General features: G+C 67.6%; 24 protein-coding genes. 16 read left to right on the top strand and 8 right to left on the bottom strand.

Going from position 1 to position 24,586, the window contains the following annotated elements; genetic code table 11:
* Window positions 1-94 precede the first annotated feature (94 nt).
* The 3 genes from AC1IQ6_RS24580 to AC1IQ6_RS24570 all read left to right on the top strand — a co-directional run bounded on the left by AC1IQ6_RS24580 (window position 95) and on the right by AC1IQ6_RS24570 (window position 2,993).
* On the top strand, window positions 95-994 hold the full coding sequence (locus tag AC1IQ6_RS24580) for a LysR family transcriptional regulator (protein WP_102775782.1): 900 nt from the start codon (window positions 95-97) through the stop codon (window positions 992-994).
* 189 nt (window positions 995-1,183) lie between these two features.
* On the top strand, window positions 1,184-1,690 hold the full coding sequence (locus AC1IQ6_RS24575; protein ID WP_102775783.1) for a hypothetical protein: 507 nt from the start codon (window positions 1,184-1,186) through the stop codon (window positions 1,688-1,690).
* 106 nt (window positions 1,691-1,796) lie between these two features.
* Window positions 1,797-2,993 carry an MFS transporter gene (locus AC1IQ6_RS24570; RefSeq protein ID WP_102775784.1) on the top strand — a complete coding sequence of 399 codons (1,197 nt, stop codon included), beginning with the start codon at window positions 1,797-1,799 and terminating at the stop codon, window positions 2,991-2,993.
* 162 nt (window positions 2,994-3,155) lie between these two features.
* Here the strand turns inward: AC1IQ6_RS24570 and gltX are convergent, their stop codons facing one another.
* Entirely contained in the window at window positions 3,156-4,562 is a 1,407-nt protein-coding gene (gltX, locus tag AC1IQ6_RS24565) for a glutamate--tRNA ligase (protein ID WP_111826736.1), read from the bottom strand.
* A gap of 132 nt (window positions 4,563-4,694) precedes the next feature.
* Here gltX and AC1IQ6_RS24560 point away from each other — a divergent pair, with 132 nt between their 5' ends.
* Window positions 4,695-7,136: a bifunctional acetate--CoA ligase family protein/GNAT family N-acetyltransferase gene (locus AC1IQ6_RS24560; protein WP_479730547.1), complete on the top strand. Its 2,442-nt coding sequence runs from the start codon at window positions 4,695-4,697 to the stop codon at window positions 7,134-7,136.
* Here the strand turns inward: AC1IQ6_RS24560 and AC1IQ6_RS24555 are convergent.
* From AC1IQ6_RS24555 to yjgA, 6 genes are all read right to left on the bottom strand, one after another.
* Window positions 7,123-7,794 (bottom strand): cysteine hydrolase family protein, encoded by a 672-nt coding sequence (locus AC1IQ6_RS24555; RefSeq protein ID WP_102775786.1) that lies wholly within the window; start codon window positions 7,792-7,794, stop codon window positions 7,123-7,125. The genes AC1IQ6_RS24560 and AC1IQ6_RS24555 overlap by 14 nt on opposite strands.
* A 9-nt stretch (window positions 7,795-7,803) precedes the next feature.
* Window positions 7,804-8,640, bottom strand: coding sequence for an ABC transporter permease (locus tag AC1IQ6_RS24550; RefSeq protein ID WP_102775787.1), 837 nt, complete (start codon window positions 8,638-8,640; stop codon window positions 7,804-7,806).
* A gap of 3 nt (window positions 8,641-8,643) precedes the next feature.
* Entirely contained in the window at window positions 8,644-9,456 is an 813-nt protein-coding gene (locus tag AC1IQ6_RS24545) for an ABC transporter ATP-binding protein (protein ID WP_102775882.1), read from the bottom strand.
* Entirely contained in the window at window positions 9,456-10,460 is a 1,005-nt protein-coding gene (locus tag AC1IQ6_RS24540) for an ABC transporter substrate-binding protein (protein ID WP_111826733.1), read from the bottom strand. Before AC1IQ6_RS24540 ends, AC1IQ6_RS24545 begins: the two co-directional genes overlap by 1 nt.
* A gap of 360 nt (window positions 10,461-10,820) precedes the next feature.
* Window positions 10,821-11,498, bottom strand: coding sequence for an alpha/beta hydrolase (locus tag AC1IQ6_RS24535; protein WP_102775789.1), 678 nt, complete (start codon window positions 11,496-11,498; stop codon window positions 10,821-10,823).
* 17 nt (window positions 11,499-11,515) lie between these two features.
* Window positions 11,516-12,067, bottom strand: coding sequence for a ribosome biogenesis factor YjgA (yjgA, locus tag AC1IQ6_RS24530; RefSeq protein WP_102775790.1), 552 nt, complete (start codon window positions 12,065-12,067; stop codon window positions 11,516-11,518).
* 58 nt (window positions 12,068-12,125) lie between these two features.
* Between yjgA and pmbA the strand changes: the two genes are divergently transcribed.
* The 12 genes from pmbA (at window position 12,126) to erpA (ending at window position 23,225) form a co-directional block, all read left to right on the top strand.
* Window positions 12,126-13,490 carry a metalloprotease PmbA gene (pmbA, locus tag AC1IQ6_RS24525; protein WP_111826731.1) on the top strand — a complete coding sequence of 455 codons (1,365 nt, stop codon included), beginning with the start codon at window positions 12,126-12,128 and terminating at the stop codon, window positions 13,488-13,490.
* A gap of 138 nt (window positions 13,491-13,628) precedes the next feature.
* Window positions 13,629-14,726, top strand: a complete 1,098-nt coding sequence (locus AC1IQ6_RS24520; RefSeq protein ID WP_485865419.1) for a TRAP transporter substrate-binding protein — start codon at window positions 13,629-13,631, stop codon at window positions 14,724-14,726.
* A 256-nt stretch (window positions 14,727-14,982) separates the two neighbouring features.
* Window positions 14,983-16,137 (top strand): ABC transporter substrate-binding protein, encoded by a 1,155-nt coding sequence (locus AC1IQ6_RS24515; protein ID WP_102775793.1) that lies wholly within the window; start codon window positions 14,983-14,985, stop codon window positions 16,135-16,137.
* A gap of 273 nt (window positions 16,138-16,410) precedes the next feature.
* Window positions 16,411-17,292 carry a branched-chain amino acid ABC transporter permease gene (locus AC1IQ6_RS24510; protein WP_102775794.1) on the top strand — a complete coding sequence of 294 codons (882 nt, stop codon included), beginning with the start codon at window positions 16,411-16,413 and terminating at the stop codon, window positions 17,290-17,292.
* 2 nt (window positions 17,293-17,294) lie between these two features.
* Window positions 17,295-18,161 (top strand): branched-chain amino acid ABC transporter permease, encoded by an 867-nt coding sequence (locus AC1IQ6_RS24505; RefSeq protein WP_102775795.1) that lies wholly within the window; start codon window positions 17,295-17,297, stop codon window positions 18,159-18,161.
* Window positions 18,154-18,942: an ABC transporter ATP-binding protein gene (locus AC1IQ6_RS24500; protein WP_102775796.1), complete on the top strand. Its 789-nt coding sequence runs from the start codon at window positions 18,154-18,156 to the stop codon at window positions 18,940-18,942. Before AC1IQ6_RS24505 ends, AC1IQ6_RS24500 begins: the two co-directional genes overlap by 8 nt.
* Complete coding sequence (locus AC1IQ6_RS24495; protein ID WP_102775797.1) at window positions 18,939-19,649, top strand: ABC transporter ATP-binding protein; 711 nt, start codon at window positions 18,939-18,941, stop codon at window positions 19,647-19,649. Before AC1IQ6_RS24500 ends, AC1IQ6_RS24495 begins: the two co-directional genes overlap by 4 nt.
* Window positions 19,650-19,899: 250 nt before the next feature.
* A complete protein-coding gene (gene rplM, locus AC1IQ6_RS24490) occupies window positions 19,900-20,328 on the top strand; it encodes a 50S ribosomal protein L13 (protein ID WP_043544818.1) in 429 nt (142 codons plus the stop codon).
* A 9-nt stretch (window positions 20,329-20,337) separates the two neighbouring features.
* Window positions 20,338-20,730 (top strand): 30S ribosomal protein S9, encoded by a 393-nt coding sequence (rpsI, locus tag AC1IQ6_RS24485; protein WP_042796334.1) that lies wholly within the window; start codon window positions 20,338-20,340, stop codon window positions 20,728-20,730.
* Window positions 20,731-20,913: 183 nt separating this feature from the next.
* Entirely contained in the window at window positions 20,914-21,978 is a 1,065-nt protein-coding gene (gene argC, locus AC1IQ6_RS24480; protein WP_102775798.1) for an N-acetyl-gamma-glutamyl-phosphate reductase, read from the top strand.
* A 42-nt stretch (window positions 21,979-22,020) separates the two neighbouring features.
* On the top strand, window positions 22,021-22,767 hold the full coding sequence (locus tag AC1IQ6_RS24475) for a DUF6776 family protein (protein WP_102775799.1): 747 nt from the start codon (window positions 22,021-22,023) through the stop codon (window positions 22,765-22,767).
* Window positions 22,768-22,853: 86 nt separating this feature from the next.
* Window positions 22,854-23,225, top strand: a complete 372-nt coding sequence (gene erpA / locus AC1IQ6_RS24470) for an iron-sulfur cluster insertion protein ErpA (RefSeq protein WP_102775800.1) — start codon at window positions 22,854-22,856, stop codon at window positions 23,223-23,225.
* Between the two features lie 207 nt (window positions 23,226-23,432).
* On the opposite strand, the gene AC1IQ6_RS24465 is transcribed toward erpA, so the two are convergent.
* A complete protein-coding gene (locus tag AC1IQ6_RS24465) occupies window positions 23,433-24,545 on the bottom strand; it encodes an anhydro-N-acetylmuramic acid kinase (RefSeq protein WP_485866600.1) in 1,113 nt (370 codons plus the stop codon).
* Between the last annotated feature and the right edge of the window lie 41 nt (window positions 24,546-24,586).

Below are 24,586 nucleotides of genomic sequence, written 5' to 3'. Positions count from 1 at the left end.
CTTGCGGCCATGTTAAGTGCCGGCTGGTGATGAGAAAACTTTATTTTTCCTATGCTTTGATAAGATTTCCAAATTGCATCCCCGCCGCTGAACCATGCCCTCGCTGCCCGACCTGTCGATCACGCACTACCGGCATTTCCTGCTGGTGGCCGAACTGGGCAGCTTCCGCGCCGCGGCCGCCCGCGCGTTCCGCTCGCAGCCGGCGCTGTCGCTGTCCATCCGCGAAATGGAGCAGCGCCTGGGCCAGCCGCTGTTCGAGCACGGCAACCGCGGCACGCTGACGCGCTTCGGCCAGGACTGCCTGCCGCTGGCGCGCGAACTGGTGGAACACCACGACCGCGTGGCTGGCGCGCTCGCCGGGCTGGCCACCAGCGGCGCGGGCACGCTGGCCATGGCCTCGGTCGCCACCGTGGCCACGCACTGGCTGCCCGAGCTGGTGGCCGCCTACCGCGAGCGCTATCCAGCGGTGGCGCTGCGCCTGTTCGATGACAACTCCGAAGGGGTCGAGCGCATGGTGCTGGCCGGCGAGGCCGAACTGGGCGTGTGCAGCCCGGTGTCGCGCGACCGCCGGCTGGCGTTCGAGCCCTTGCTGCGCGACGCCTTCGGGCTGGTGTGCCACCGCGGCCACCCGCTGGCCGGGCGCAAGTCGGTGACCTGGCGCGAGATCGCCGACCTGCCGCTGGTAGGCACCATCGCGCATCGCCAGCTTGCCGGCTATCCGCAGGCGGCCTTCATGCTGGACCGGCAGGTGTTCGTGTCCAACATGATGTCGCTGCTGGCCATGCTGGAGCGCGGCGTGGGCGTGACGGTGCTGGCCCGGCTGGGCGTGCCGCCGGATTCGCCCGAACTGGCGTTCGTGCCGCTGGCGCGTCCGCGCATCGAACGCGAATTGGGCATTACCCGGCTGGCCGGGCGCAGCCTGTCTCCGGCGGCCGCGCGCATGGAGGAAATGCTGCGCGCGAAAGCGCGCCGCAGCGGCCGCGGTGTCGTTTGAAACCAACGCATTTTTGCGGATTCCGGCGCTAAAACCGGCTTGCCGCCGGCCGCACTGTTGCGCAATTGCACTAGGCGCGGATCGGCGTTGATTCTTGCCTGACGGCTCTTTAGAGTGCGGAGTGTTTGCTGCGCGAGGGTGGCGCCGGTGTGATCGGCGCGGCGCGTCGACAGACGTGTTGAGGAAGTCATGAGCAGTGTGTATTTGCGTTCGGCCGGCGTCGCTTGCGCCGTCCTGATCCTGGCGGGCTGCGCCGCCAGGAAGCCCGCCGCCATCGCCGAGGCCCAGCCGGCGCAGGCCTCGAAACCGGTGGTTTGCACCCCCGCAAAAAGCGGCGATCCCATGATCGGAACCTGGCTGTCGAATTCGCGCCCGCGCGACGTCAGCGGCGAATTCCGGGCGCTGACGGTGCTGTCGGCCGACGGCACCATGTCGTACGAAACCCAGTTGAAGATCGGCCGCAAGACGCGTCCGGCCCTGCGCGAGACGGGCTGCTGGAGCGTGGCCGACGGCGTCTACACCATGCAGACCACGCGGTCCAACGGCGAGGACGTGGACACCAAGGACCCGATCTACCTGAACCGCTATCGCATCGAGCGCGTCGAGCAGGCGAAGCTGACGCTGCGCGAAATCAAGGCCGGCGGCCAGGTCGTGACCGCGCGCCGCATGCCGGCGGGCTACCGCCTGCCGTACTGAGGCATCGCAAGGCACGCCAGGCGGACACGGCGCCCGGCGTCTTCGCCAAGCCGGCCCGGCTGCGGTAAGGTGCGATCTTCGCCTTTTGCCGCAGCGCCGCCGATCCATGTCCGCCCCATCTTCCGAAACACGCGCCATCGCGCTGCTTGCGCTGGCCGCCTTCGTCAGCGCCAGCGCGTTCCGTATCTGCGATCCCATGCTGCCGCAGCTGGCGGCGGAATTCGACACCACCACCGGCCAGGCCGCGCGCGCCGTGACCGCGTTCGCGGTGGCCTACGGCGTGCTGCAGATGTTCTTCGGCCCGCTGGGCGACCGCTACGGCAAGTACCGGGTCGTCAGCGTGGCGACCCTGGCCTGCGCGCTGGGCAGCGCAGGCGCCGTGATGGCGCGCTCGCTGGACGTGCTGGTGTTCTTCCGCGTGCTGTCCGGCGCGGCCGGGGCCGGCATCGTGCCGCTGTCCATGGCCTGGATCGGCGACAACGTGCCTTACGAGCGCCGCCAGGCGACCCTGGCGCGCTTTCTGACCGGCACCATCCTGGGCATGTCGGCCGGCCAGCTGGTCAGCGGGCTCTTCGCCGATACGGTGGGCTGGCGCTGGGCCTTCGCGGCGCTGGTCTGCGGCTATCTGATAGTGGGCCTGCTGCTGCTGGCGGAAGTGCGCCGCCAGCGCGCCGCCGGCCTGGGCCGCGTCGATCCGGGCGCGGCGCGGCTGAGCTTCGTGGCGCAGGCGCGGCTGGTGCTGGGCACGCCGTGGGCGCGCGTGGTGCTGGCCACCGTCTTCATCGAAGGCCTGCTGGTCTTCGGCGTGCTGGCCTTCGCGCCGGCCTATCTGCATGAACGTTTCGGCATTTCGCTGACCGCCGCCGGCGCGCTGGTGGCGGTCTACGCCGTGGGCGGCCTGGCCTACACGGTGGTGGCCGGCCCGCTACTCAAGCGCCTGGGCGAACGCGGCCTGGCCATCGCCGGCGGCCTGGTCCTGGGCGTGGCGTTCCTGTCCTATCTGCTGGGTCCGGTCTGGGCCTGGAGCCTGCTGGCCAGCGCGCTGGCCGGCTTCGGCTATTACCTGCTGCACGCCACCTTGCAGACCAACGCCACCCAGATGGTGCCGTCGGCCCGCGGCACGGCGGTGGCCTGGTTCGCGTCCTGCCTGTTCATGGGGCAGGCGGCCGGCGTGGCGCTGGCCGGCGCCTTGCTCGACCGCGTGGGCGCGGCCGCCCTGTTCGGCGGTTCGGCGCTGTTGCTGCCGATTCTGGGGATGGGGTTCGCGCGGGCGCTGCGGGGGCGGACGGCCGTGGCGGCCTGATGGGTTTCGCGCGTTCGATATTGGAGTTCTTGCGTTGAGGCGCTCGCGCTGCACCCATCCTACGGTCTTGCCATCGTAGGATGGGTGCAGCGCGGCACCATCAGCGCAAATAATCCAACGCCGACCGCGCGAAACCCATCAGGCGGCGAAATCAAAAACCGATCAGATCCCCGCCAGCCGCTTCAACACCGCCTGCTTGCCCAGCAGCGCAAGCACCGCGTCCACGGCCGGCGTCTGCGTCTGGCCGGTGACGGCCACGCGCAGCGGGATGGCGAGTTGCGGCATCTTCATGCCGCGGTCGGCCAGCACGGCCTTGATCAGCGCCGACAGGGCCTCGCGGGTCCAGTCGATGTCCTGGGCGCGGGCGGCGAAGTCGGCCAGCGCTTCGCGCGCGGCGGCGGTCAGGTGCTGTTCGGCGAGTTCGGCCGGCGCGCCCTTGAATTCGGCGCAGAACAGCATCGCGCCGTCGGCCAGCTGTTCCAGGGTTTCGGCGCGGTCCTTGAGCAGGCCCATGACGCCCGGCAGGTCGATCTTCTCCGGATGGCCGCCGCGGTTCGCCACGCGCGGGGCGACGCGCTCGGCCAGTTCGGCGTTGTCCATCTGCTTGATGTAGTGGGCGTTGACCCAGTTCAGCTTCTTCGGGTCCCACTGCGAGGCCGACTTGGACAGGTGTTTGGCGTCGAACCACGACACCAGCTGCTCGCGGCTGAACAGTTCGTCGTCGCCGTGGCTCCAGCCCAGGCGCGCCAGGTAGTTGACCATCGCCTCGGGCAGGTAACCCTCGTTGTCGTACTCCATCACGTTGACCGCGCCGTGGCGCTTGGACAGCTTTTCGCCGTCCGGGCCCAGGATCATGGGCACGTGGCCGTATTCGGGCAGCGTGGCCCCCAGCGCGCGCAGGATGTTGATCTGGCGCGGGGTGTTGTTGACGTGGTCGTCGCCGCGCAGCACGTGGGTGATGCCCATGTCCCAGTCGTCGACCACCACGCAGAAGTTATAGGTGGGCGTGCCGTCCGGGCGCGCGATGATCAGGTCGTCCAGCTCGGCATTGTCGAAGCTGATGGTGCCCTTGACCATGTCGTTCCAGGAGGTGGCGCCTTGCTGCGGGTTCTTGAAGCGCACGACCGGCTTGCGGCCCTCGGGGATGGCGGGCAGCGTCTTGCCGGGTTCCGGACGCCAGGTGCCGTCGTAGCGCGGCTTGTCGCCGCGCGCGCGGGCGGCCTCGCGCATGGCTTCCACTTCCTCGGGCGTGCTGTAGCAGTGGTAGGCGGTGCCGGCGGCCAGCATCTGCGCGACCACTTCGCGGTAGCGGTCCATGCGCTGCATCTGGTAGAACGGGCCTTCGTCGGGCTGCATGCCCAGCCACTCCATGCTGTCCAGGATGGCCTGCACCGCCTCCGGCGTGGAGCGCTCGACGTCCGTGTCTTCGATGCGCAGCACGAAGGTGCCCTTGTGATGGCGCGCGAAGGCCCAGGAGAACAGCGCCGTGCGGGCGCCGCCCAGGTGCAGGAAACCCGTGGGCGAGGGCGCGAAACGGGTGCGAATGGGGGAAGAGGCGTTGGAAGTCATAGATGGCAATGATAGCGGCTGCGGCGCCACAATACGGCGTCAGGCTTGGCCCGGGTCAAGCGCAAGGCGGGCTGGTCTTGTTACGATGAACGGTATTTTAGATTAGGCCCTGGGCCCCGGCCCGCGAACCCTATGCTGCGACACGCTCTCGCCCCGATGTTCGAGCCCAGTTCGCTGGTGATCGTTGCCGACCGGCCCCTGCCGGCGGCCGCTTCGCTGTCGGCCGCGCTCAAGGCCAGGACCACGGTGGTGGCGTGCGAACCGGGCGCCGCGCCCGAGCTGCCGGCGGCCCTGCAGGGCCTGGCGGCGGGCGAGCGGCCCGATCTGGCCCTGGTTTGCGTATCGCCGGCCGTGCTGCCGGAGACGCTGCGGCGCCTGTCGCCGCTGGCGCCGCGCTCGGTGATCCTGCTGCCGCACGAGCTGCCCGATCCCTATCCGCGCGGCACGCTGGCGCTGTGCCGCGCCTGGGCCGAGGAAAACCGCTGCGAGCTGCTGGGCCCGCGCTCCTTCGGCGCGCAGCGTCCCCACGCCGGCTTCAATCTCAGCCAGCATCCGGTGCTGGCGCGCGCCGGCCGCGTGGCGCTCGCGGCGCAGTCGCGCTCCATCATGGCCGCGGTCATGGACTGGGCCGAGGACGTGCACATCGGTTTTTCCACCGTCGTGTCGCTGGGCGACGAGGCCGTGGTCGGCCTGCCCAAGGTGCTGGACTATCTGGCCAGCGACCCGCGCACCGACAGCATCGTGCTCTATCTGGAAGACGTGGGCCCGGCCCGCGAATTCATGAGCACGCTGCGCGCGGCCGCCTCGATCAAGCCGGTGATCGTGCTCAAGGCGGGCCGTTCCGACGCCGACGGCGGCGACGCCATTTTCGACGCCGCCCTGCGCCGCGCGGGCGCGGTGCGGGTGCGCTACTTCGTGCAGCTGTTCTCGGCGGTCAAGGTGCTGGGCTACACGCGCCGTCCCAAGGGCCGGCGCGTGGCGCTGATCTCCAACGGCAGCGGCCCGCCCCAGCTGGCCATGGACCTGATCGGCCCCGAGGCCGCGGTGCTGCGCGCCGAGTTCGCGCCCGCGACCCAGCGCGCGCTGGCCGCCATGCTGGAGCCGGACGCGGCCACCAGAAACCCCGTCATCACCTTCACCCCGCTGACGCCGGAGCGCATCCGCGCCATGCTGGACGCGGTGCTGGACGACAGCGGCGTGGACGGCGTGCTGGTGCTGCTGGCGCCCGACGCGCTGGCCGACATGCAGGCGGTGGCGCGCGAACTGGCGCAGATCGCGCCCAAGGCCAAGAAACCGGTGGTGACGTGCTTCATGGGCGACGCCGGCATGCGGCCGCTGCGGCGCATGCTGGACGACGCCGGCACCCCGGCGTTCCGCACGCCGGAGTCGGCCGCGGACGCCTTCGGCGTGCTGGCGACTCACCACTACAACCAGCAGCTGCTGCTGCAGACGCAGCCGCCGGAGCCGGCCAGCCACGTGCCCGACCTGATCACCGCGCGCGAGGTGCTGGCGCGGGTGCGCGCCGACGGCCGGCGCGAACTCACCAGCTCCGAGATCCGCACGCTGCTGGCGCTGTTCTACGTGCCGCTGCGCGACATGCCCATGGACATCATGGCGGCCGAGCCCGAATCGCGTCCGATGGCGATCCGCGTGCGGCGCGATCCGCAGTTCGGTCCGGTCATCCGTTTCGGCGCGGGCGGGCCGGACGCGGCGCTGTCGCAGTCGGACCGCGGCGTGGACCTGCCGCCGCTCAACGGCTTCCTGGCGCGCCAGCTGATCGAGCGCAGCCGGCTCTGGCGCCGGGTGCTGGCGCCGCGCATCGGCCATATGGCGGCCGAGGCGCTGCAGCAGGCGCTGGTGCTGGTATCCGAAATGGTCTCGGAACTGCCCGACATCGAAACCCTGGACATCGATCCGCTGTACGCCGGCGAAACCCATCTGCGCGCCGGCGGCCTGCGCATGACGCTGACCGAAAAGCCCGGTTGCGGTTCGCCCCAGGCCGAGGGCTATCCGCATATGGCGATCCACCCGTATCCGGCGCGGCTGGTGCAGGTGCGCCGCTTCGACGACGGCATCCCCTGGGTGCTGCGGCCGATCCGGCCCGAGGACGCCGAGCCGCTGCAGGAGTTCATCCGCGGCCTGTCCGAGCGTTCGCGATACATGCGTTTCGTGTCCATGATGCGCGAGCTGACGCCGCGCATGCTGTCGCGCTATACCCAGGTCGATTACCACCGCGAACTGGCGCTGGTGGCCGCCACGCAAGTGCCCAACCCGGCCAACCGCGGCCATCCGCGGGAGGTGCTGGTGGGCTTTGCGCACTACCTGCGCAACCCCGACGGGCGCGGCGCCGAGTACGCGCTGGTGATCGGCGACGACTGGCAGCGCCGCGGCCTGGGCCGTCAGCTCATGACGGCCCTGATCGACGCCGCCCGCGAACAGGGCCTGGAATACATCGACGGCCTGGTGCTTTCCAGCAACCGGCCCATGCTGGCGCTGATGACCAGCCTGGGCTTCACCAACGACGCGGACCCCGAGGACCCGACCATGCGCCGGGTCTGGCTCAACCTGGCCTGAGCCTGTCGGTTGCCTCGTCCACCGACAGCACGTCGCCGAAGAACATGATCCAGCCATGCAGCGCGTGCTCGTGCTCGGCCGGCGTCACCGCCGCCAGCGCGTCGTCGATCATGATGCTGCGGAAGTCGCGCATCATCGCGTCGCGCCCGGTGGATTCGCAGCATACGTTGGTGACGGTGCCGGCGATCAGCAGGGTGTCCACGCCGCGCCCGCGCAGCAGCGGTTCCAGCTCGGAAGATCCCGGCGCCATGGCGCTGTAGAAGCGCTTGACCACCCGCAGGTCCGAGTCGTGGGCGCGCAGGTCCGGGTGCAGCGCGAAGCCGGGCGAGTCGCGGCGCAGCGTCTGCAGGCGCCTGGCGCTGCGTTCGGGCGTCAGCATCACGCCGTGGTGGTGCGACCAGAACGAATCGGCGTTGTCGGACGCGGTCTGCACCCAGACGATGGTGCCGCCGGCGGCGCGGACCGCTTCGCACAGGCGGTTGATGGGGCCGATGATTTCGCGCGCGGGCGCGCATTCGCCCTGGTAGCCGGGCAGCGTGAAGTACTGCTGCATGTCGATCACCACCACGGCCAGGCGCGAGGCCGGCAGCTCGTCGTAGGGATGCAGGCAGCCCTGGCGGGCCACCACGCGGTCGCGCACCCACTGCGGGAATTCCATGTCGGCTCCTTATCCGTAGCGCCGCGCGATGGCGGCTTCGATGCGGTAGACGGCCAGGTACATCAGGCTGGAGATCACGGCCAGCACGGCGATCGCGGTCATGACGATATTCAGCTTGAAGATCTGGCTGCCGTTCATGATGAGAAAGCCCAGCCCCGAATCGGCCGACTGGAATTCGCCCACGATCACGCCCACCAGCGCCAGGCCGATGTTCATCTTCACGGCCGCGATCAGCGTGGGCACGCTGCCGGGCAGCACCACCTTGGTCAGCACCTGCCAGCGGCTGGCGCCGAAGGTGTGGGCGAGCTTGACCTTGTTCAGGTCGATGCCGCGAAAGCCCGCGTAGACCACCATGATGGTCACGAACACCGCGATCGCCACGGCCATGCCGTACACCGCGTAGTCCGAGCCCAGCCACAGGTAGAAGATCGGCACGAACGCGATCTTGGGCATGGCGTTGGCCACCACCAGGAACGGGTCGAGCACCTTGTACAGGAAGTCCGACCACCACAGCGCCGCCGCCACCGCGATGCCGATCAGCATGCTCAGGCCGAAGCCCACCAGCGTGGCCGACAGCGTGGTCAGGATGTGCTTGCCCAGGTTGCCGTTGTTCCACAGTTCGATGAAGGTGGGCCACAGCGCGCTGGGATAGCTGGTCAGCATGGGGTTGAGCACGTGCATGCGCGGCAGGATCTCCCAGGCGCACAGGAACAGCGCCAGCAGCAGGACCTGCGCCACGCGGATGTGGCGGCGGCGCGCGCGGTCGCGCCGCAGGTAGTCCAGGTATTTCTCGCTGGGCGCGCGCACGGCGCGCAGCGGCACGGTATTGGCGACGGGGGCGTTCATGGGTCAACCCTCCACGTGGACGTCCAGCTCGTCCCAGAGCTGTTTGAAGTAGGCGTTGAATTCCGGACGCGAGCGCGCCTGGAACGGCGTCGGCCGCGTCTGGCCTTCGTAATGGATGCGGTACTGGCTCTTGAGCCGCCCGGGCCGGCGCGACAGCACGATGACGCGGTCGGTCATCGCGATGGCCTCGCCGATGTCGTGGGTGACCAGCACCACCGTCTTGCCTTCGCGGCGCAGGATGTCCACCACTTCGTCGGAGATCGCCAGCCGGGTCTGCGAATCCAGCGCGGAGAAGGGCTCGTCCAGCAGGATCACGTCGGGCTCGGTGACCAGCGTGCGGGCCAGCGCGGCGCGCTGGCGCATGCCGCCCGACAGCTGGCGCGGCGTGTGCGACAGGAACGCGCCCAGCCCGCATTTCTCCAGCAGGTGCACGGCGCGCGCTTCGCTGCGCGCGTCGCGCCGGCCTTGGATCTCGGCGCCGAGCATGACGTTGTCGAGGATGGTGCGCCACTCGAACAGATAGTCCTGCTGCAGCATGTAGCCGATGCGCGGATTGGGCTTGGTCACGGCCTGGCCGTCTATCGCCACCGAGCCGGAGGTGGGCGGGATCAGCCCGGCGATCAGCGACAGCAGGGTGCTCTTGCCGCAGCCGCTCTGCCCGATCAGGCTGACGAACTCGCCAGCGGCCAGCGTGAACGACACGTTCGACAGCGCCTCGGTTTCGCCTTCCTGCGTGAAGTACGACAGACAGACATCGCGCAGCTCGATCTTCGCGGTGGCCGCGCCGGGTTTCAGGTTGTGGACGACGGCTCCCATCATTGCGCCTTCCTTGCAAAGTCGGTCACCACCACGTCCTCGTACTTGACGCGCGCGCCGTCCTTCATGACCGCGCTGGCGACCAGCATGTCCTGAAGCTGGTTCATGGCCTCGGCCGTCACCAGCGGCGTGCGCTTCCAGATCTGGTACTTCTTGTAGCGCTCGATCGCCTCGGTCACCGCGGCCTGGTCCATGCCGGGGAAAAAGCTCATGATCTGCGGCGTCAGGGCGGCGGCCGGCGTGTCCTGGACGTATTTCTCGGCGCGCGCTACCACGTCGGTCCAGGCCTGTATCACCTTGGGGTTGTCGCGGATGTATTTGTCGGTGGCGGTGAACACGGTGTAGTCCACCTGGCCCACTTCATGGCCGACCGAGGCCACGATATAACCCTTGCCATTGCGCACCAGTTCCCCGGCCTCCGGCTCCAGGAAAATGCCGTACTCGCCCTGGCCCGCCATCCAGGCCCCGGCGCGCGCCGGAATGCCGATGTTGTTCAGCAGCTTGACGTCCTTCTGCGGGTCCACGCCATGCTTGCGCAGCGCCGTCTCCAGGAACACCAGCGGATTCGAGCCGGGCCGGAAACCGATGATCTCCTTGCCCTTGAGCATGGACCAGTCGAACTTCTCCACCGGCTTGCGCGACAGCAGGAAGAAGCCGTCGGTGGCGGTCAGCCCGGCGAAGATCCGCGGCTTGACCGGCGATTCGCTGTTCTGCACGTAGATGGAGGCTTCCGGACCGATCAGCACGATGTCGGCGCTGCCCGAGAGCAGGGCGGTCATGCCCTTGTCCGTGCCCTGCGAGGTCTTCATGGAGACCTCCAGGCCGGCGTCCTTGAAGTAGCCCTGCGACAGGGCCACGTACTTGGGCACGTAGAGGATGGAACGCACCACCTCTTCGTAGCGCACCTTCACGGGGGGATTGAGGGCTTCGGCCTGGGCGGCCAGGGGGGCGAGCAGCGCGAACAGCGCCGCGCCCGCCAGTCGGGGCGATGGCAAGGATTTCACGGGACTTTCTCCTGCGTCTTGAATGCCACGCCGCTACCCGGCGCAACACACGGCCAAGGGAATGGATCGACTGCAACAACAGGAAAGCCCGAACACCTGCAAGCTCGGGCCGATACGGCTTGGATCGAATACTATATTCAATACAAACAGGCGACAAGCCCTTTTGGTGTTGTGGTTTCTCTCTATGGACGAGCGGGGAGAAGCCCTGAAAAATTCAGGGTTGAATTGCAGTTGGTATACAGAATGGGAGGGCGCCGGCGTTTGCCGCTGGCCACGAAAGGCGGCGGCCGGGGCCGCCTGATGGGTTACGCGCGCTCGATATTTGGGTTCTTGCCCAAGAACACTCGCGCTGCACCCATCCTACGCCAGCACTTCCTTCAAGAACCCCGAAATATCCCGCACTTCCTCGGCGCAGACCGAGTGCGGCATGGGGTAGGTGTGCCAGCGCACGTCGTAGCCCAGGCGCTGCAGTTCGGCCAGCGAAGCCTGGGCGCGGGCCAGCGGCACGACCGGGTCGTACTGGCCGTGGGCCAGGAAAATCGGGGTGTCCCGGTTGGCGCCGTCGCGCTCGGCCTCGGCCGTGTCGATGAGGGGCAGGTAGCCCGACAGGCCCATCATGCCCGCCAGCTTCTCGGGCAGGCGCAGGCCGGTGTGCAGGGTCATGGCGCAGCCTTGCGAGAAGCCGGCCAGCACGATCTTGGAGGTCGGGATGCCGCGGGCGTTCTCGCGCGCGATCAGCTTGCGGATCGCGGCTTCGGAGGCGCGGATGCCGCGGCCGTCCTCGACGCGCACCAGGTCCATGACCAGGATGTCGTACCACGACCGCATCGCCATGCCGTTGTTGATGGTCACGCGCTGCACCGGCGCGTTGGGGAACACGAAGCGCACGGCGGCGCCGGCCGGCAGGTCCAGTTCCGGCACGATGGGCGCGAAGTCGTTGCCGTCGGCGCCCAGGCCGTGCAGCCAGATCACGGCATGCGTGGGGTTGGGGGCGGTTTCGATCTCGATGCAATCGAGCAGGTCGGTCGGAGCGTTCATGGACGGCGGCGGGGGGATCAGGGGGTAAGGGTCTTGAGCGCCTGGAACAGTGCGCGGTAGTGCTTTTTCTGCGGTTCCTGGCCCTGCAGCAGCGAGGCGTTGGCCAGCCGCTCCTTGCGCGCGGCGCGGATCAGGGCGCGCAGCTGTTGCGCGTCGGCCTGCGGATTGTTGTTCAGCAGGCGGGTCAGGGCGTCGTCGTCGTCGAGCAGGCGGTCGCGCAGGGTTTCCAGCCGGTGCATGGCGGCGGTTTCCTCGCGCGAGCCGTTTTCCCAGATGTCGAGCTGGGCGCGGATTTCGTCGGCCGGCGCGTCGCGCATCAGCTTGCCCACGAAGTGCACCTGGCGGCGCTTGCCTTCGCGGCCGGTGGTGCGCTGGGCCATGCGGATCGCCTCGTAGAGGCGTTCTTCGAGGGGCAATTGCTTGAGGCGCTCGGGCGACAGTTCGATCAGCTGCTTGCCCAGGTCCAGCAAGGCGTGCATTTCGCGCTTGATCTGGGATTTGCTGGGGCGGTCGTAGCCGTTCTCGTCGTAGCCGTCGGCGGCGGATTCTTCTGCGGGGTGGGAATTCATGGAAAACTGCGCAATGACAGACTTGGCTATGATAACCGTCTCTGCAAATTGGACAGCAATGGTTAAAACTTCCTCATCCTTGCCGCTGGCGGCGAATCACGCGCGTTTTTCCGAACTCGTCGAACAAACCCTCGCCTACGCGCGCCAGATCGGCGCGTCGGACGCCGCGGCGGAAGTCTCGGAAAGCCTGGGCCTGTCGGTTTCCGTGCGCAAGAACGACATCGAAACCGTGGAGCAGACCCGCGACCGTTCGCTGGACCTCACGGTCTACGCCGGCCAGAGCCGCGGTTCGGCCTCGACTTCCGACTTTTCCGAAGCGGCGCTGCGCCAGACGGTGGAAGCCGCGTGGCACATCGCCCGCCATACCGCCGCCGACCCGGCCGCCGGCCTGCCCGACGCCGACCAGCTTGCCACCGAATTCCCCGACCTGGACCTGCACCACGCCTGGAGCGTGTCGACCGAAGAGGCGGCCGAACTGGCGCTGCGCGCCGAGCGCGCGGCCCGCGAGGTCGACGCCCGCATCACCAACACCGACGGCGCCACCGTGGGCACCTACGAAGGCCAGTTCGTCATGGGCAACACCCGCGGCTTCCTGGGCGGCTATCCGTACTCGCGCCACAGCCTGTCGGTGGCGCCCATCGCCGGCCGCGGCAACGGCATGCAGCGCGACTACTGGTATTCGTCCGAGCGCGACCCGGCCAAGCTGGCCTCGCCCGAGGCCGTCGGCCGCTACGCCGCCGAGCGCACGCTGTCGCGCCTGTCGGCCCGCCGCATCCGCACCGGAAAGTTTCCCGTCCTGTTCGAGGCGCCGCTGGCGCTGGGCCTGGTCGGCGCGCTGACCCAGGCCGCCAATGGCGGCGCGCTGTACCGCAAGGCCAGCTTCCTGGTGGATGCGCTGGGCAAGCCCATCTTTCCCGAGCACATCAACCTGACCGAAGACCCGCACGTCCGCGGCGCCATGGGCAGCTCGCCCTTCGACGACGAAGGCGTGCGCACGCGCCGGCGCAACGTGGTGTCGGCCGGCGTGTTGGAAGGCTACTTCCTGTCGTCCTACACCGCCCGCAAGCTGGGCATGGCCACCACCGGCAACGCCGGCGGTTCGCACAACCTGGTGTTCAGCTCCACGCGCACCCGGCGCGGCGACGACTTCGAGGCCATGCTCAAGAAGATGGGCACGGGCTTCCTGGTGACCGAACTCATCGGCCAGGGCGTCAACTACGTGACCGGCGACTACTCGCGCGGCGCCTTCGGTTACTGGGTGGAAAACGGCCAGATCCAGCACGCGGTGCAGGAAGTCACCATCGCGGGCAACCTGGCCGACATGTTCAAGCAGATCGTCGCTGTGGGCGCGGACGCCATTTCGCGCGGCACCAAGACCACCGGCTCGATCCTGATCGAGGAAATGGCCATCGCCGGGATCTGAGCGCCGCCGCAACTGCTTTGCCGCCTGTTCTTTGCAATCCCTTACCGGAACAGGCCTTCCTTTCTGTCCCCATCTCGGCGTGTAATATCCGGCGGGTATCGCTCGATGTCCCAGGTGTCGCTGTAAAGGAGCAAAGAGATGCAACGACGTTCGTTCTTGAAGCGCGCCGGCTTGGGCGCGGTCGCAAGCGGTGCCGCCATCAGCGCGCCCGCGTTCGCCCAGGACATGCCGTCCGTCAGCTGGCGCCTGGCGTCGGGGTTTCCCAAGGCCCTGGACCTGCGCATCGACACCGGCGAACGCTTCTGCAAGTACGTCTCCGAGGCCACCGCCGGCAAATTCAATATCCGCCACTTTCTCGAAGGCGAGGTCGTGGCCGCGCCGGACGTGATGGACGCCGTGTCCACCAAAAAGGTGGAATGCGGCCACGTCTCGTCGCGCGCCTATTACGCCAAGAACCCCGTATTCTGCTTCGACGCCGCCGTGCCCTTCGGGTTGAACGCGCGCCAGATGAACGCCTGGATGAGCGAAGGCGAGGGCCTGCGCCTGACCCGCGAGCTGTTCAAGCCCGAGAAGATCATCAACTTCCCGCTGGGCAACACCGGCGCCCAGATGGGCGGCTGGTTCGCCAAGGAAATCAAGCGTCCCGGCGACCTCAAGGACCTGAAAATGCAGGTCGGCGGCCTGGCCGGCATGGTGCTCGAGCGCATGGGCGTGGCGCCGCAGCAGCCGGCGCCGGGCGGGCTGGCCGAGGCCTTCGAAAAGAACGGACTGCAGGCCGTGGCGGGCGCCGGCGCCTACGACGACGAAAAGCTGGGCCTGAATAAAGTTGCCAAGTATTACTACGCACCCGGCTGGTGGGCCGGCGGCGAGCAGCTCTCGCTGTACGTCAACGAAGAGGCCTGGAACGCGCTGCCCAAGCATTACCAGGCGCTGCTCGAAGCCGCCGCGCGGGCCGCGCACGCCGCCGCCACCGCCCGCTACGACGCGCGCAACCCCGCCGCGCTGGCGCAGCTGGCCGCCAACGGCGCGCAAATCCGCGCATTTCCGCGCTCCATCATGGACGTGGCGTTCGAGACCACGCAGCAGGTCTACAAGGATTTAGGCGCCAAAGACCCCAGGTTCCAGGCGATGCACGATAGTTACATGGGCTTTCGCGACAGCGAGATGCCGTGGTTCCGCCTGACCGAAAGTGCCTACGGCCAGTACCTGGGCGTGGCGCTATCGGGCAGAATATAGGGCGCCCGCCGACGCTGAATGGCGTTCGGCAAGCGTTAGGGTTTTTGCTAGTAACCTCGCATTTTTTACAAAAAAATGGGCGGTTTGTAGGCTTTTGTTGAATGGCATTCGAGTTTCGGCCTGATACAAAGGAGTAATATCCCGGGTCTTGACGCGCAAACATGGCGCCTTTAGGCGGCATCCGACGTCAATCCGGCAGGATTACATCAGCCCGGATTACCAATATTCCGAGACAGACTTTAAGGTGGTACCAACCATGCAATCCAAGACCAAGAAGCTGCTGGCCGCGCTGATCGCCGCCGGTGTCGTTCCGGCCGCCTATGCTGCCGACATCAAGATCGGCGTGGCCGAAGCCCTGTCCGGCGGCGCCGCCCAGTACGGCGTGTCGATCCGCAACGGCTTCCAGCTCGCCGCCGATGAAATCAACGCCGCGGGCGGGATCAACGGCAACAAGATCGTGCTCGTGATCGAAGACGAGCAGGGCAAGAAAGAAGAAGCGATCAACGTCTTCAAGAAGCTGATCTTCAAGGACAACGTCCTGATGGTCTTCGGTCCCACCCTGTCGAACTCGGCCCAGGCCGCCGACCCGATCGCCCAGGCCGCCAAGACCGTGGTCTTCGGCACCTCCAACACCGCCGACGGCATCACCTCCATCGGCAACTACGTGTTCCGCAACTCGGTCACCGAAGCCGACGTGCTGCCGGCCACCATCTCCACCGTCAAGGCCAAGACCGGCCTGAAGAACGTCGCCGTCCTCTACGGCAACGACGACGTCTTCACCAAGAGCGGCTACGACAACTTCAAGAAGGCCCTGGAAGACCAGAAGATCCCGGTCACCACCACCGAAACCTTCGCCAAGGGCGACGTGGACTTCAAGGCCCAGCTGACCAAGATCAAGGGCACCAACCCTGACGCCATCGTGCTGTCCGCGCTGCTGGCCGAAGGCGCCCCGATCATGGTCCAGGCCCGCCAGCTCGGCCTGAACGTGCCGGTCATCGGCGGCAACGGCATGAACTCGGTCAAGATCTTCGACCTGGCCCCCGGCGGCGCGTCGAACAATCTGTGGATCGGCAGCCCGTGGTCGATCGAGAACAAGGCCCCCGAGAACGTCAAGTTCATCGACGCCTACAAGGCCAAGTTCAACGGCGCGCCCGACCAGTTCGCGGCCCAGTCGTACGACGCCATGTACATCGCCGCCCAGGCCCTGAAGAACGTCAAGATCAGCGGCGAACTGGCCAAGGACCGCGCCGCCGTGCGCGACGCCCTGCCGTCGGTGACCTGGACCGGCGCCACCGGCCCGTTCAAGTTCCGCCAGGCCAAGGACCGGGCCGGCAAGCCCGCCGGCTACGACGCCGACCAGGCTCCCATCGTCAGCGTGACCAAGGACGGCAAGTACGTCATCGAGAAGTAAGCTGACACGCATCCCCGCGCGGGGGATGTGCCTTGTGGACGGCCGCGGCCGTCCACAAGGCGTTTTTTGATCGCAAGGGCCCGTTCAGGACGAAGACCCCCTCAGGGGGCGGAAAGTCCACGCCAGGGGAGCGGCGTGCGGGCCCGGGTCCCCGGATGAAAGTGCGTCCCTGGAGCAGGGGCAGCCGGCCCACGCAGAGGACGTCGCGTGGACGCCTTTTATACAAAGGGCCGCCCCGCGGGGGCCTTATTTTTTGATTTGGAACGTCCCATCATGTTGGAACAACAATTCGTCAACGCCTTGTCGCTGGGCTGCGTGTATGCGCTGTTCGCGCTGGGCTTCACGCTGGTCTTCGGCGTGCTCGGGGTGATCAACCTGGCGCATGGCGCCGTGTTCATGGTCGGCGCCTACGCCGCGCTGACCGTGGTCCAGCACTTCAGCCTGCCCCTGTGGGCCGCGCTGATGGTCGCCTTCTTCGTCGCCGGCTTCACCGGCGTCATCATCGACTACCTGGTGCTCAAGCCGCTGCGCAAGCGCAACGCGCCTCACCTGATCCCCATGATCGCCACCATCGGCGTGGGCATCATCCTGAACAACGGCGCCCAGGGCATCTTCGGCGCCAGCAACCTGCGCTTCCCGCACGGCACCGTGCCGGAAGAGGTGATCGAAATCGCCGGCCTGCACCTGACGGTGATCGAGCTGGGCATCATCTTCCTGTCGTTCGCGCTGATGGCGGTGCTGATGTTCGTCATGCGCCGCACCCAGTTCGGCCGCGCGCTGCGCGCCATCGCCGAATCGCCCAAGGCCGCCTGGCTGCTGGGCATCAACGTCGAACGCCTGTTCGTCACCACCTCGTTCGCCGCCGCCGCGCTGGGCGGGGTGGCCGGCGTGCTGATCGGCCTGTACTCGAACGCGCTGTTCCCGCTGATGGGCCAGCCGATGCTGCACAAGGGCATCGCGGTCATCATCCTGGGGGGCATGGGCGACATACGCGGCGCCATGCTGGGCGGTCTTTTCCTGGGCTTCGCCGAGGTGCTGTCGGTGGCTTACATCGGCTCCACCATGCGCGACGCGGTGGCTTTCGGCCTGCTGTTCCTGATCCTGCTGGTGCGCCCGCAAGGTCTGTTCGGCAAAGTGGTTCAACGCAAGGCTTGAGTATGAGCGGATTCGAAAACTTCTGGGCCATCTATGGCAACCTGGTGCTCACGCTGGGCACCAACGCATTGTTGGCCCTCTCCATCTGGCTGACCCTGGCCTGCGGCATGCTGGCCATGGCCAACGCCGCCTTCATGGGCATCGGGGCGTACACCGCCGCGCTGCTCACCATGAACTACGACGCGCCGTTCACGGTCGCGCTGGCCGGCGGCATGGCCGCGCCCGCGCTGGTGGCGGCCCTGATCGGCCTGCCCACCCTGCGCCTGTCCGGGGTCTATCTCGCGATGGCCACGCTGGGCTTCGGCGAAGTGGTGCGCGTGACGGTGCTGAACACCGAATCCATCACCGGCGGCGCCCTGGGCCTTAACGGCATTCCGCAGCTGACGCAGTGGTGGCACGTGCTGCTGGCGGTCGTCATCGTGCTGCTGGTGCTGTGGCGCGTGCGCGCCTCCAAGGTCGGCCGCGCCTTCGACGCCATCCGCGGCGACGAAACCGCCGCCGGCCTGATGGGCATCGACGTGCGCGCCAACAAGATGCTGGCCTTCGTGGCCGGCGCCGTGATCGCGGGTCTGGCCGGTGCGCTCAACGCCCACCTGACCTTCTTCATCGGCCCCAACGAATACGGCTTCGACCGTGGCGTGGAAATCCTGACCATGGCCATCCTGGGCGGCATCGGCGGCCTGACCGGCCCCGTGCTGGGCAGCTTCATCATCACGGTGCTGCCCGAACTGCTGCGCGGATTCGCGGATTTCCGCCTGGTCCTCAACGGAGTGATTCTGGTGGTGATAGTGCTGTTCCTGCCGCAAGGCATCTGGGATCCGGCGCGCTTCAAGCGCTGGATGCGTCAAGGAGGCAAGCGCCATGCTTGAGCTCTCCTCCGTCTCCAAGAACTTCGGCGGCCTGCACGTGCTGCATGACGTCAGCCTGTCGGTGCCCGAAGGCGCCATCTTCGGCCTGATCGGCCCCAACGGCGCCGGCAAGACCACGGTGTTCAACCTGATCACCGGCCTGCTGCCGCCCAGCGGCGGCGCCATCACCTTCCAGGGCGAGAGCGTGCTGCGCAAGAAGCCGCACAGCATCACGCGCATGGGCATCGCCCGCACCTTCCAGAACATCCGTCTCTTCAAGGAGATGACGCTGCTGGAGAACGTGGTGGTGGGCGCCTACCGCCACATGAACTACGGCTTTCCCGGCCTGCTGCTGGGCCTGCCGGGTTACCGCGAGGCCGAGCAGCGCGCCCGCGAGCGCGCCCACGAACTGCTGACCTGGATGCGCCTGGACCACAAGGCCAACGACCTGGCGGACAACCTGTCCTACGGCGAACAGCGCCGCCTGGAGCTGGCGCGCGCGCTGGCCACCGAGCCCAAGCTGCTGCTGCTGGACGAGCCCGTGGCCGGCATGAACACCGGCGAGCGCGCCGAACTCATGCGCGAGATCCTGGCGATCCGCGACCGCGGCTACACCATCCTCATGATCGAGCACGACATGCGCTTCGTCATGGGCCTGTGCGAACGCATCGCGGTGCTGAACTTCGGCAAGATCATCGCCTGCGGCGGTCCCGAGGAAATCCGCAACAATGAGCAGGTCATCGAGGCCTACCTGGGCCGCGAAGACGACGACGACACCGAACTGGCGGAGGGCGCGAAATGAGCGCAATGCTGGAAGTCCGCGGGCTCGAGGTCAATTACGGCCACATCGAAGCTGTCCGCGGCATAGACCTGGATCTGAACGCCAAGGAAATCACCGCGCTGGTCGGCGCCAACGGCGCCGGCAAATCGACCACGCTGCTGGCGCTGTCGGGCCTGCTGCCCAAGGCGCGCGGCCGCATCACGTTCGAAGGCGAGGACATCACCAACCTGGCGCCGCACCAGCTGGTGGCGCGCGGCATCGTGCAGGTGCCCGAAGGCCGCGCCATCCTCACCACCATGACGGTGCTGGAAAACCTGGAGCTGGGCGCCTACCGCCGCGGCCTGAAGAACGTCGGCGACGACCTGGAATACGTGTTCAACCTGTTCCCGCGCCTGAAGGAGCGGATCACGGGAATCGCCGGCAACCTGTCCGGCGGCGAACAGCAGATGCTGGCGATCGGCCGCGCCCTGATGGCCAAGCCGCGCCTGCTGCTGCTGGACGAACCGTCCATGGGCCTGGCGCCCATCGTGGTCCAGGAAATCTTCCGCTCGCTGCGCGCCATCAACGCCGACGGCCTGACCCTGTTCCTGGTGGAGCAGAACGTGCGCCAGGCGCTCAAGATCGCGCAGCAGGGCTACGTGCTGGAAAACGGCGCCATGGCGCTGACCGGCACCGGCCGCGAACTGCTGGGCCATCCCCGCGTGCTGGAAGCCTATCTCGGCGGCTGATACGGGGCAGGGGGGATGCGTCCCTCCTGCCGGATTCTTCCGTGTGCGCACGGGGTTGCCCATTTTTTGAGCAACTGTGCTAGAATCGTTGGCTTTCCCTCATTTTGGCCAGAAGCACGGGCGGGTAATAACGCTTAGGCAGACGCCGATATGGGCTGGAGTCGCCGGTTTTTTTCCGGCAATTCGGCTTAGTTGGGGAAAAAACCTGGTTGGATGGTCCAGCCAGAGAAAATTTTTACTAGGAACCATCATGAAGACCTTTGTGGCCAAGCCGCATGAAGTCCAACGTGACTGGTTTGTGATCGACGCCAAGGGCAAAGTCCTCGGTCGTGTGGCCAGCGAAGTCGCACGTCGTCTGCGTGGCAAGCACAAACCTGAATTCACGCCGCACGTTGATACCGGTGACTACATCGTCATCATCAACGCTGCCGATATCGTCGTTACGGGTAGCAAGGCGAAGGACAAGAAGTACTTCCGCCACACCACGTACCCGGGCGGTATCCGTGAAACGAACTTCGAGAAGCTCCAAGAGCGTTTCCCCGGCCGCGCCATCCAGAAGGCTGTCAAGGGCATGCTGCCCAAGGGTCCTCTGGGCTACGCCATGATCAAGAAACTGAAGGTGTACGCCGGTGCCGAGCACCCGCACACCGCCCAGCAGCCCAAGACGCTGGATATCTAAGGAAACGCCATGATCGGTAACTGGAACTACGGAACCGGCCGTCGCAAAACCTCGGTGGCTCGCGTTTTCATCAAGAAGGGCACGGGCAAGATCGTCGTCAACGGCAAGCCCGTCGACGAGTTCTTCGCTCGCGAAACCGGCCGCATGATCGTGCGCCAGCCGCTGGAACTGACCGGCCACCTGGAATCGTTCGACATCAAGGTCAACGTGCACGGCGGCGGTGAAACCGGCCAGGCCGGCGCAGTCCGTCACGGCATCACGCGTGCCCTGATCGACTACGACGCCACCCTGAAGTCCGCGCTGTCGCAAGCCGGCTTCGTGACCCGCGATGCCCGCGAAGTCGAACGCAAGAAGGTCGGCTTCCGCAAGGCGCGCCGTCGCAAGCAGTTCAGCAAGCGCTAAGGCGCTCTGCACCAAAAGCCCGCTTCGGCGGGCTTTTTTCATATGGCCGCCGCGGGCCGGCGCGGAACTCCGCGCCTCGGCCGCGGTCCGAACCTGGTGTTGCGGCGCCATCCCGGCCGCTGTGCCGCAACGCCGCTGTCCCGAGCGATACAATCTATCCTCGTTCTTCGAAGAGCACTTACCATGGCCCAAGCATCGAACACCCGCATCAAGGTCGGCATCGTCGGCGGCACCGGCTATACCGGCGTCGAGCTGCTGCGCTTGCTGTCGCAGCACCCCAACGTGGAACTGACCGCCATCACGTCCCGCAAGGAAGACGGGCTGCCTGTCGCCGACATGTATCCGAACCTGCGCGGCCGCGTGAACATCGCCTTCTCGGCGCCGGAAAAGGCCACGCTGACCGATTGCGACGTGGTGTTCTTCGCGACGCCGCACGGCGTGGCCATGGCCCAGGCCCAGGAACTGATCGCCGCCGGCACCCGGGTCATCGACCTGGCCGCGGACTTCCGCCTGCAGGACATCCCCACCTTCGAACGCTGGTACAAGATTCCTCATACCTGCCCCGACATCCTGGCCGAATCGCAGTACGGCCTGGTCGAACTGAACCGCGAAGCCATCGCCAAGGCGCGCGTCATCGGCAACCCGGGCTGCTATCCCACCACCGTGCTGCTCGGCCTGGCGCCGCTGCTCGAAGGCGGCAAGAAGCTGGTCGACGCGCAGACCCTGATCGCCGACTGCAAGTCGGGCGTGTCGGGCGCCGGCCGCAAGGCCGAAGTGGGTTCGCTGTTCTCGGAGGCTTCCGACAACTTCAAGGCCTATGGCGTGGCCGGCCATCGCCACCACCCCGAAATCGTCGCCCAGCTGGAAAAGATCGCCGGCGGCAAGGTCGGCCTGACCTTCGTGCCCCACCTGGTGCCGATGATCCGCGGCATGTTCTCCACGATCTACGCGCGCATCCTGCCCGAGGCCCGCGACACCGACTTCCAGGCGCTGTTCGAAGAACGCTACGCGAACGAGCCCTTCGTCGACGTGATGCCGGCCGGCAGCCTGCCCGAGACGCGCTCGGTGCGCGCGTCCAACAACCTGCGCATCGCGCTCAGCCGTCCCGGCAACGGCGACCAGCTCATCGTGCTGGTGGTGCAGGACAACCTGGTCAAGGGCGCCGCCGGCCAGGCGGTGCAGAACATGAACCTGATGTTCGGCGTGCCCGAATCCACCGGCCTGGACCAGGTCGCCATCCTGCCCTGACGTAAACAAGGTCCGCGGCCCGGCCGCGGGCCGCCGTCCTTCATGCCTCCAGACCCCAACGCAACGCCCCAGACCCGCCCGGCCGGCGGGCTGCTGCGCGTGTTCGCGGGCCTGCTGGCGGGCGTGCTGCTGGGCGGCTCCGCGGGCTATTTCTACGCCCGCCAGCTCTACCGGCCGCAGGACGCCGTCGTCATCAGCGCCCGCCAGGCCGAGGCCCAGGAAGAGTCCATGCGCCAGCAGGCCACGCAGCTGCGCTACGTCCAGGGGCAGCTCGACGCCGCCGACGGCGAACTGGTCATCGAGCGCGCCGCGCGCCAGGAACTCGAAACCGAGCTGCGCGCCGTCCAGGCCGAAGTCGGCCGGGTGCGCGACCAGCTGGCGTTCTATGAGCAGCTGCTGCCGCCGGGCCCCGAAGGCGCCGTCGACATCCGCGGCGTGCAGATCGACCGCGGCGGCGGCGGCCTGCGCTACAAGGTCCTGCTCATGCGCAGCGGCCGCAATGGCGGTACGCCGTTCGCCGGGGCCTTGCGGTTCCAGGCCACCGGCACCCTCCAGGGCGAGACGGTCACCGTCGAGCTGGCGCCGCTGCAGGTCAAGGCCGAATCCGGCCCGGTGACCAATACCGGCGAAAGCACCGCCGCGGCTTCGCTGGCCCTGCAGTTCGACCAGTACCAGCGCAGCCAGGGCGTGCTGGCGCTGCCAGAGGGCTTTGTCCCCGAAAGCGTGACCGTCAGCGTGCTGGAAGGCGAAACCGTGCGCGCGTCGCGCAACGTCAAGCTGGAACTTTGAGTCTGCGCAAAGCGTGCGCTATAGTGACAACATACGGGCGGCGAGGCCGCTCACCGAAATATGGCCGAACCGGCCAGGAGTGAACCATGAATGCAGTGACCGAAACCGTCGACCTGCAGGCCGCCCCGCCTGCTCCCTTGCTCTTTACCGACTCGGCCGCGGCCAAAGTGAAGGATCTGTTGGCCGAAGAGGGCAATCCCGAGCTCAAGCTGCGCGTATTCGTGCAGGGCGGCGGCTGTTCGGGCTTCCAGTACGGCTTCACCTTCGATGAAGTCGTCAACGAAGACGACACCGTGCTGGACAAGGCTGGCGTGCAGCTGCTGGTCGATCCGATGAGCTTCCAGTACCTGGTCGGCGCCGAAATCGACTACAAGGAAGACCTGGAAGGCGCGCAGTTCGTCATCCGCAATCCCAACGCCAGCACCACCTGCGGCTGCGGTTCCTCGTTCTCGGTGTAAACCGCCGGTTCCGAGTCGCCAAGAAAAGCCCTTCGGCATGCCGAAGGGCTTTTTTGCGTGTGAGGGGTGTGATGGGTTTCGCGCGTTCGAGGTTCTCGTTCTTGTTCAAAATATCTCGCGCTACACCCATCCTACGCGCCTACCGTAGGATGGGTGTAGCGCGAGAAACCATAGGCAAGAAAGAGAACCTCGAACGCGCGAAACCCATCAGCCAGCCCACAGCCCCCCTTTCCATCCCGCCTCAGCCGGATAAAGCCCCCCCAGAATACGCTCCCCCCGCGCTCCCGTGACCGCGGGCATGCCCGCCGGCCGCCGCTCCAGGAACGCCTGCGCCAGCCACGCAAACGCCAGCGCCTCGACTTCCTGCGCCGGCACGCCCAGCGCGTCGGTGGCCTGCACCGGCCGCTGCAGGCAGTACGCCAGCTCGCGCATCAGCCCCGGATTGCGCGCGCCGCCGCCGCAGACGTACACCTCCTGGGTGCCGGGCGCGGCGGCGTCGATGGCGTTGGCCACGCTGCGCGCCGTCAGCCGCTCCAGCGTGGCCTGCACGTCCTGCGGCGCCGGGCTGGGGCCGTCGTAGGCCGCCAGCCGGCTGTCCAGCCATTGCATGTTGAACAGGTCGCGGCCGGTGGACTTGGGCGGCGGCAGGGCGAACCAGGGCTCGCCGGCGATCAGCTGTTCCAGCAGCGGCGCCAGCACCCGGCCGGTGGCGGCCCAGCGGCCGTCGGCGTCGAACGGCGCGCCCAGGTGGCGCTGGCACCAGCCGTCGAGCAGCACGTTGGCCGGGCCGGTGTCGAAGCCGCGCGGGGGCTGGCCGGGCGCGAGCAGCGTCACGTTGGCGATGCCGCCCAGGTTGAGCACGGCGCGGCCGTGGGCGGCGCCGAAGACGGCCGCGTGAAAGGGCGGCACCAGCGGCGCGCCCTGGCCGCCGGCGGCCACGTCGCGGCTGCGGAAGTCGGCCACCACATCGATGCCGGTCAGTTCGGCCAGCAGGGCGGGCGCGTTGAGCTGCACGGTATAGCCGCGGTCGGGGCGGTGCCGCACCGTCTGGCCGTGGGCGCCGATGGCCGCCACGTCCTGCGCCGCCACCGCGGCGTCCTGCAGCAGCGCGGCCACGGCCTGGGCATACAGGCGGGCCAGCGCATTGGCGGCCAGCGCGCCACGCGCCAGTTCGTCCTCGCCGGGCTGGTTCAGCGCCAGCAGTTCCTGGCGCAGGCCGGCCGGCATGGGCAGGCTGGCGCTGGCCAGCACCTGGGGCGGCTGCCCGCCGCCCAGGCGCGCCAGCACGCCGTCGACGCCGTCGACGCTGGTGCCCGACATCAAGCCGATGTAGAGCCTGGAATCCTTGGAGACTCGGGAAG

This window comes from Achromobacter sp. MUI-25009338 (assembly GCF_057359325.1).
This window is presented reverse-complemented; position numbering and strand designations above follow the sequence as displayed.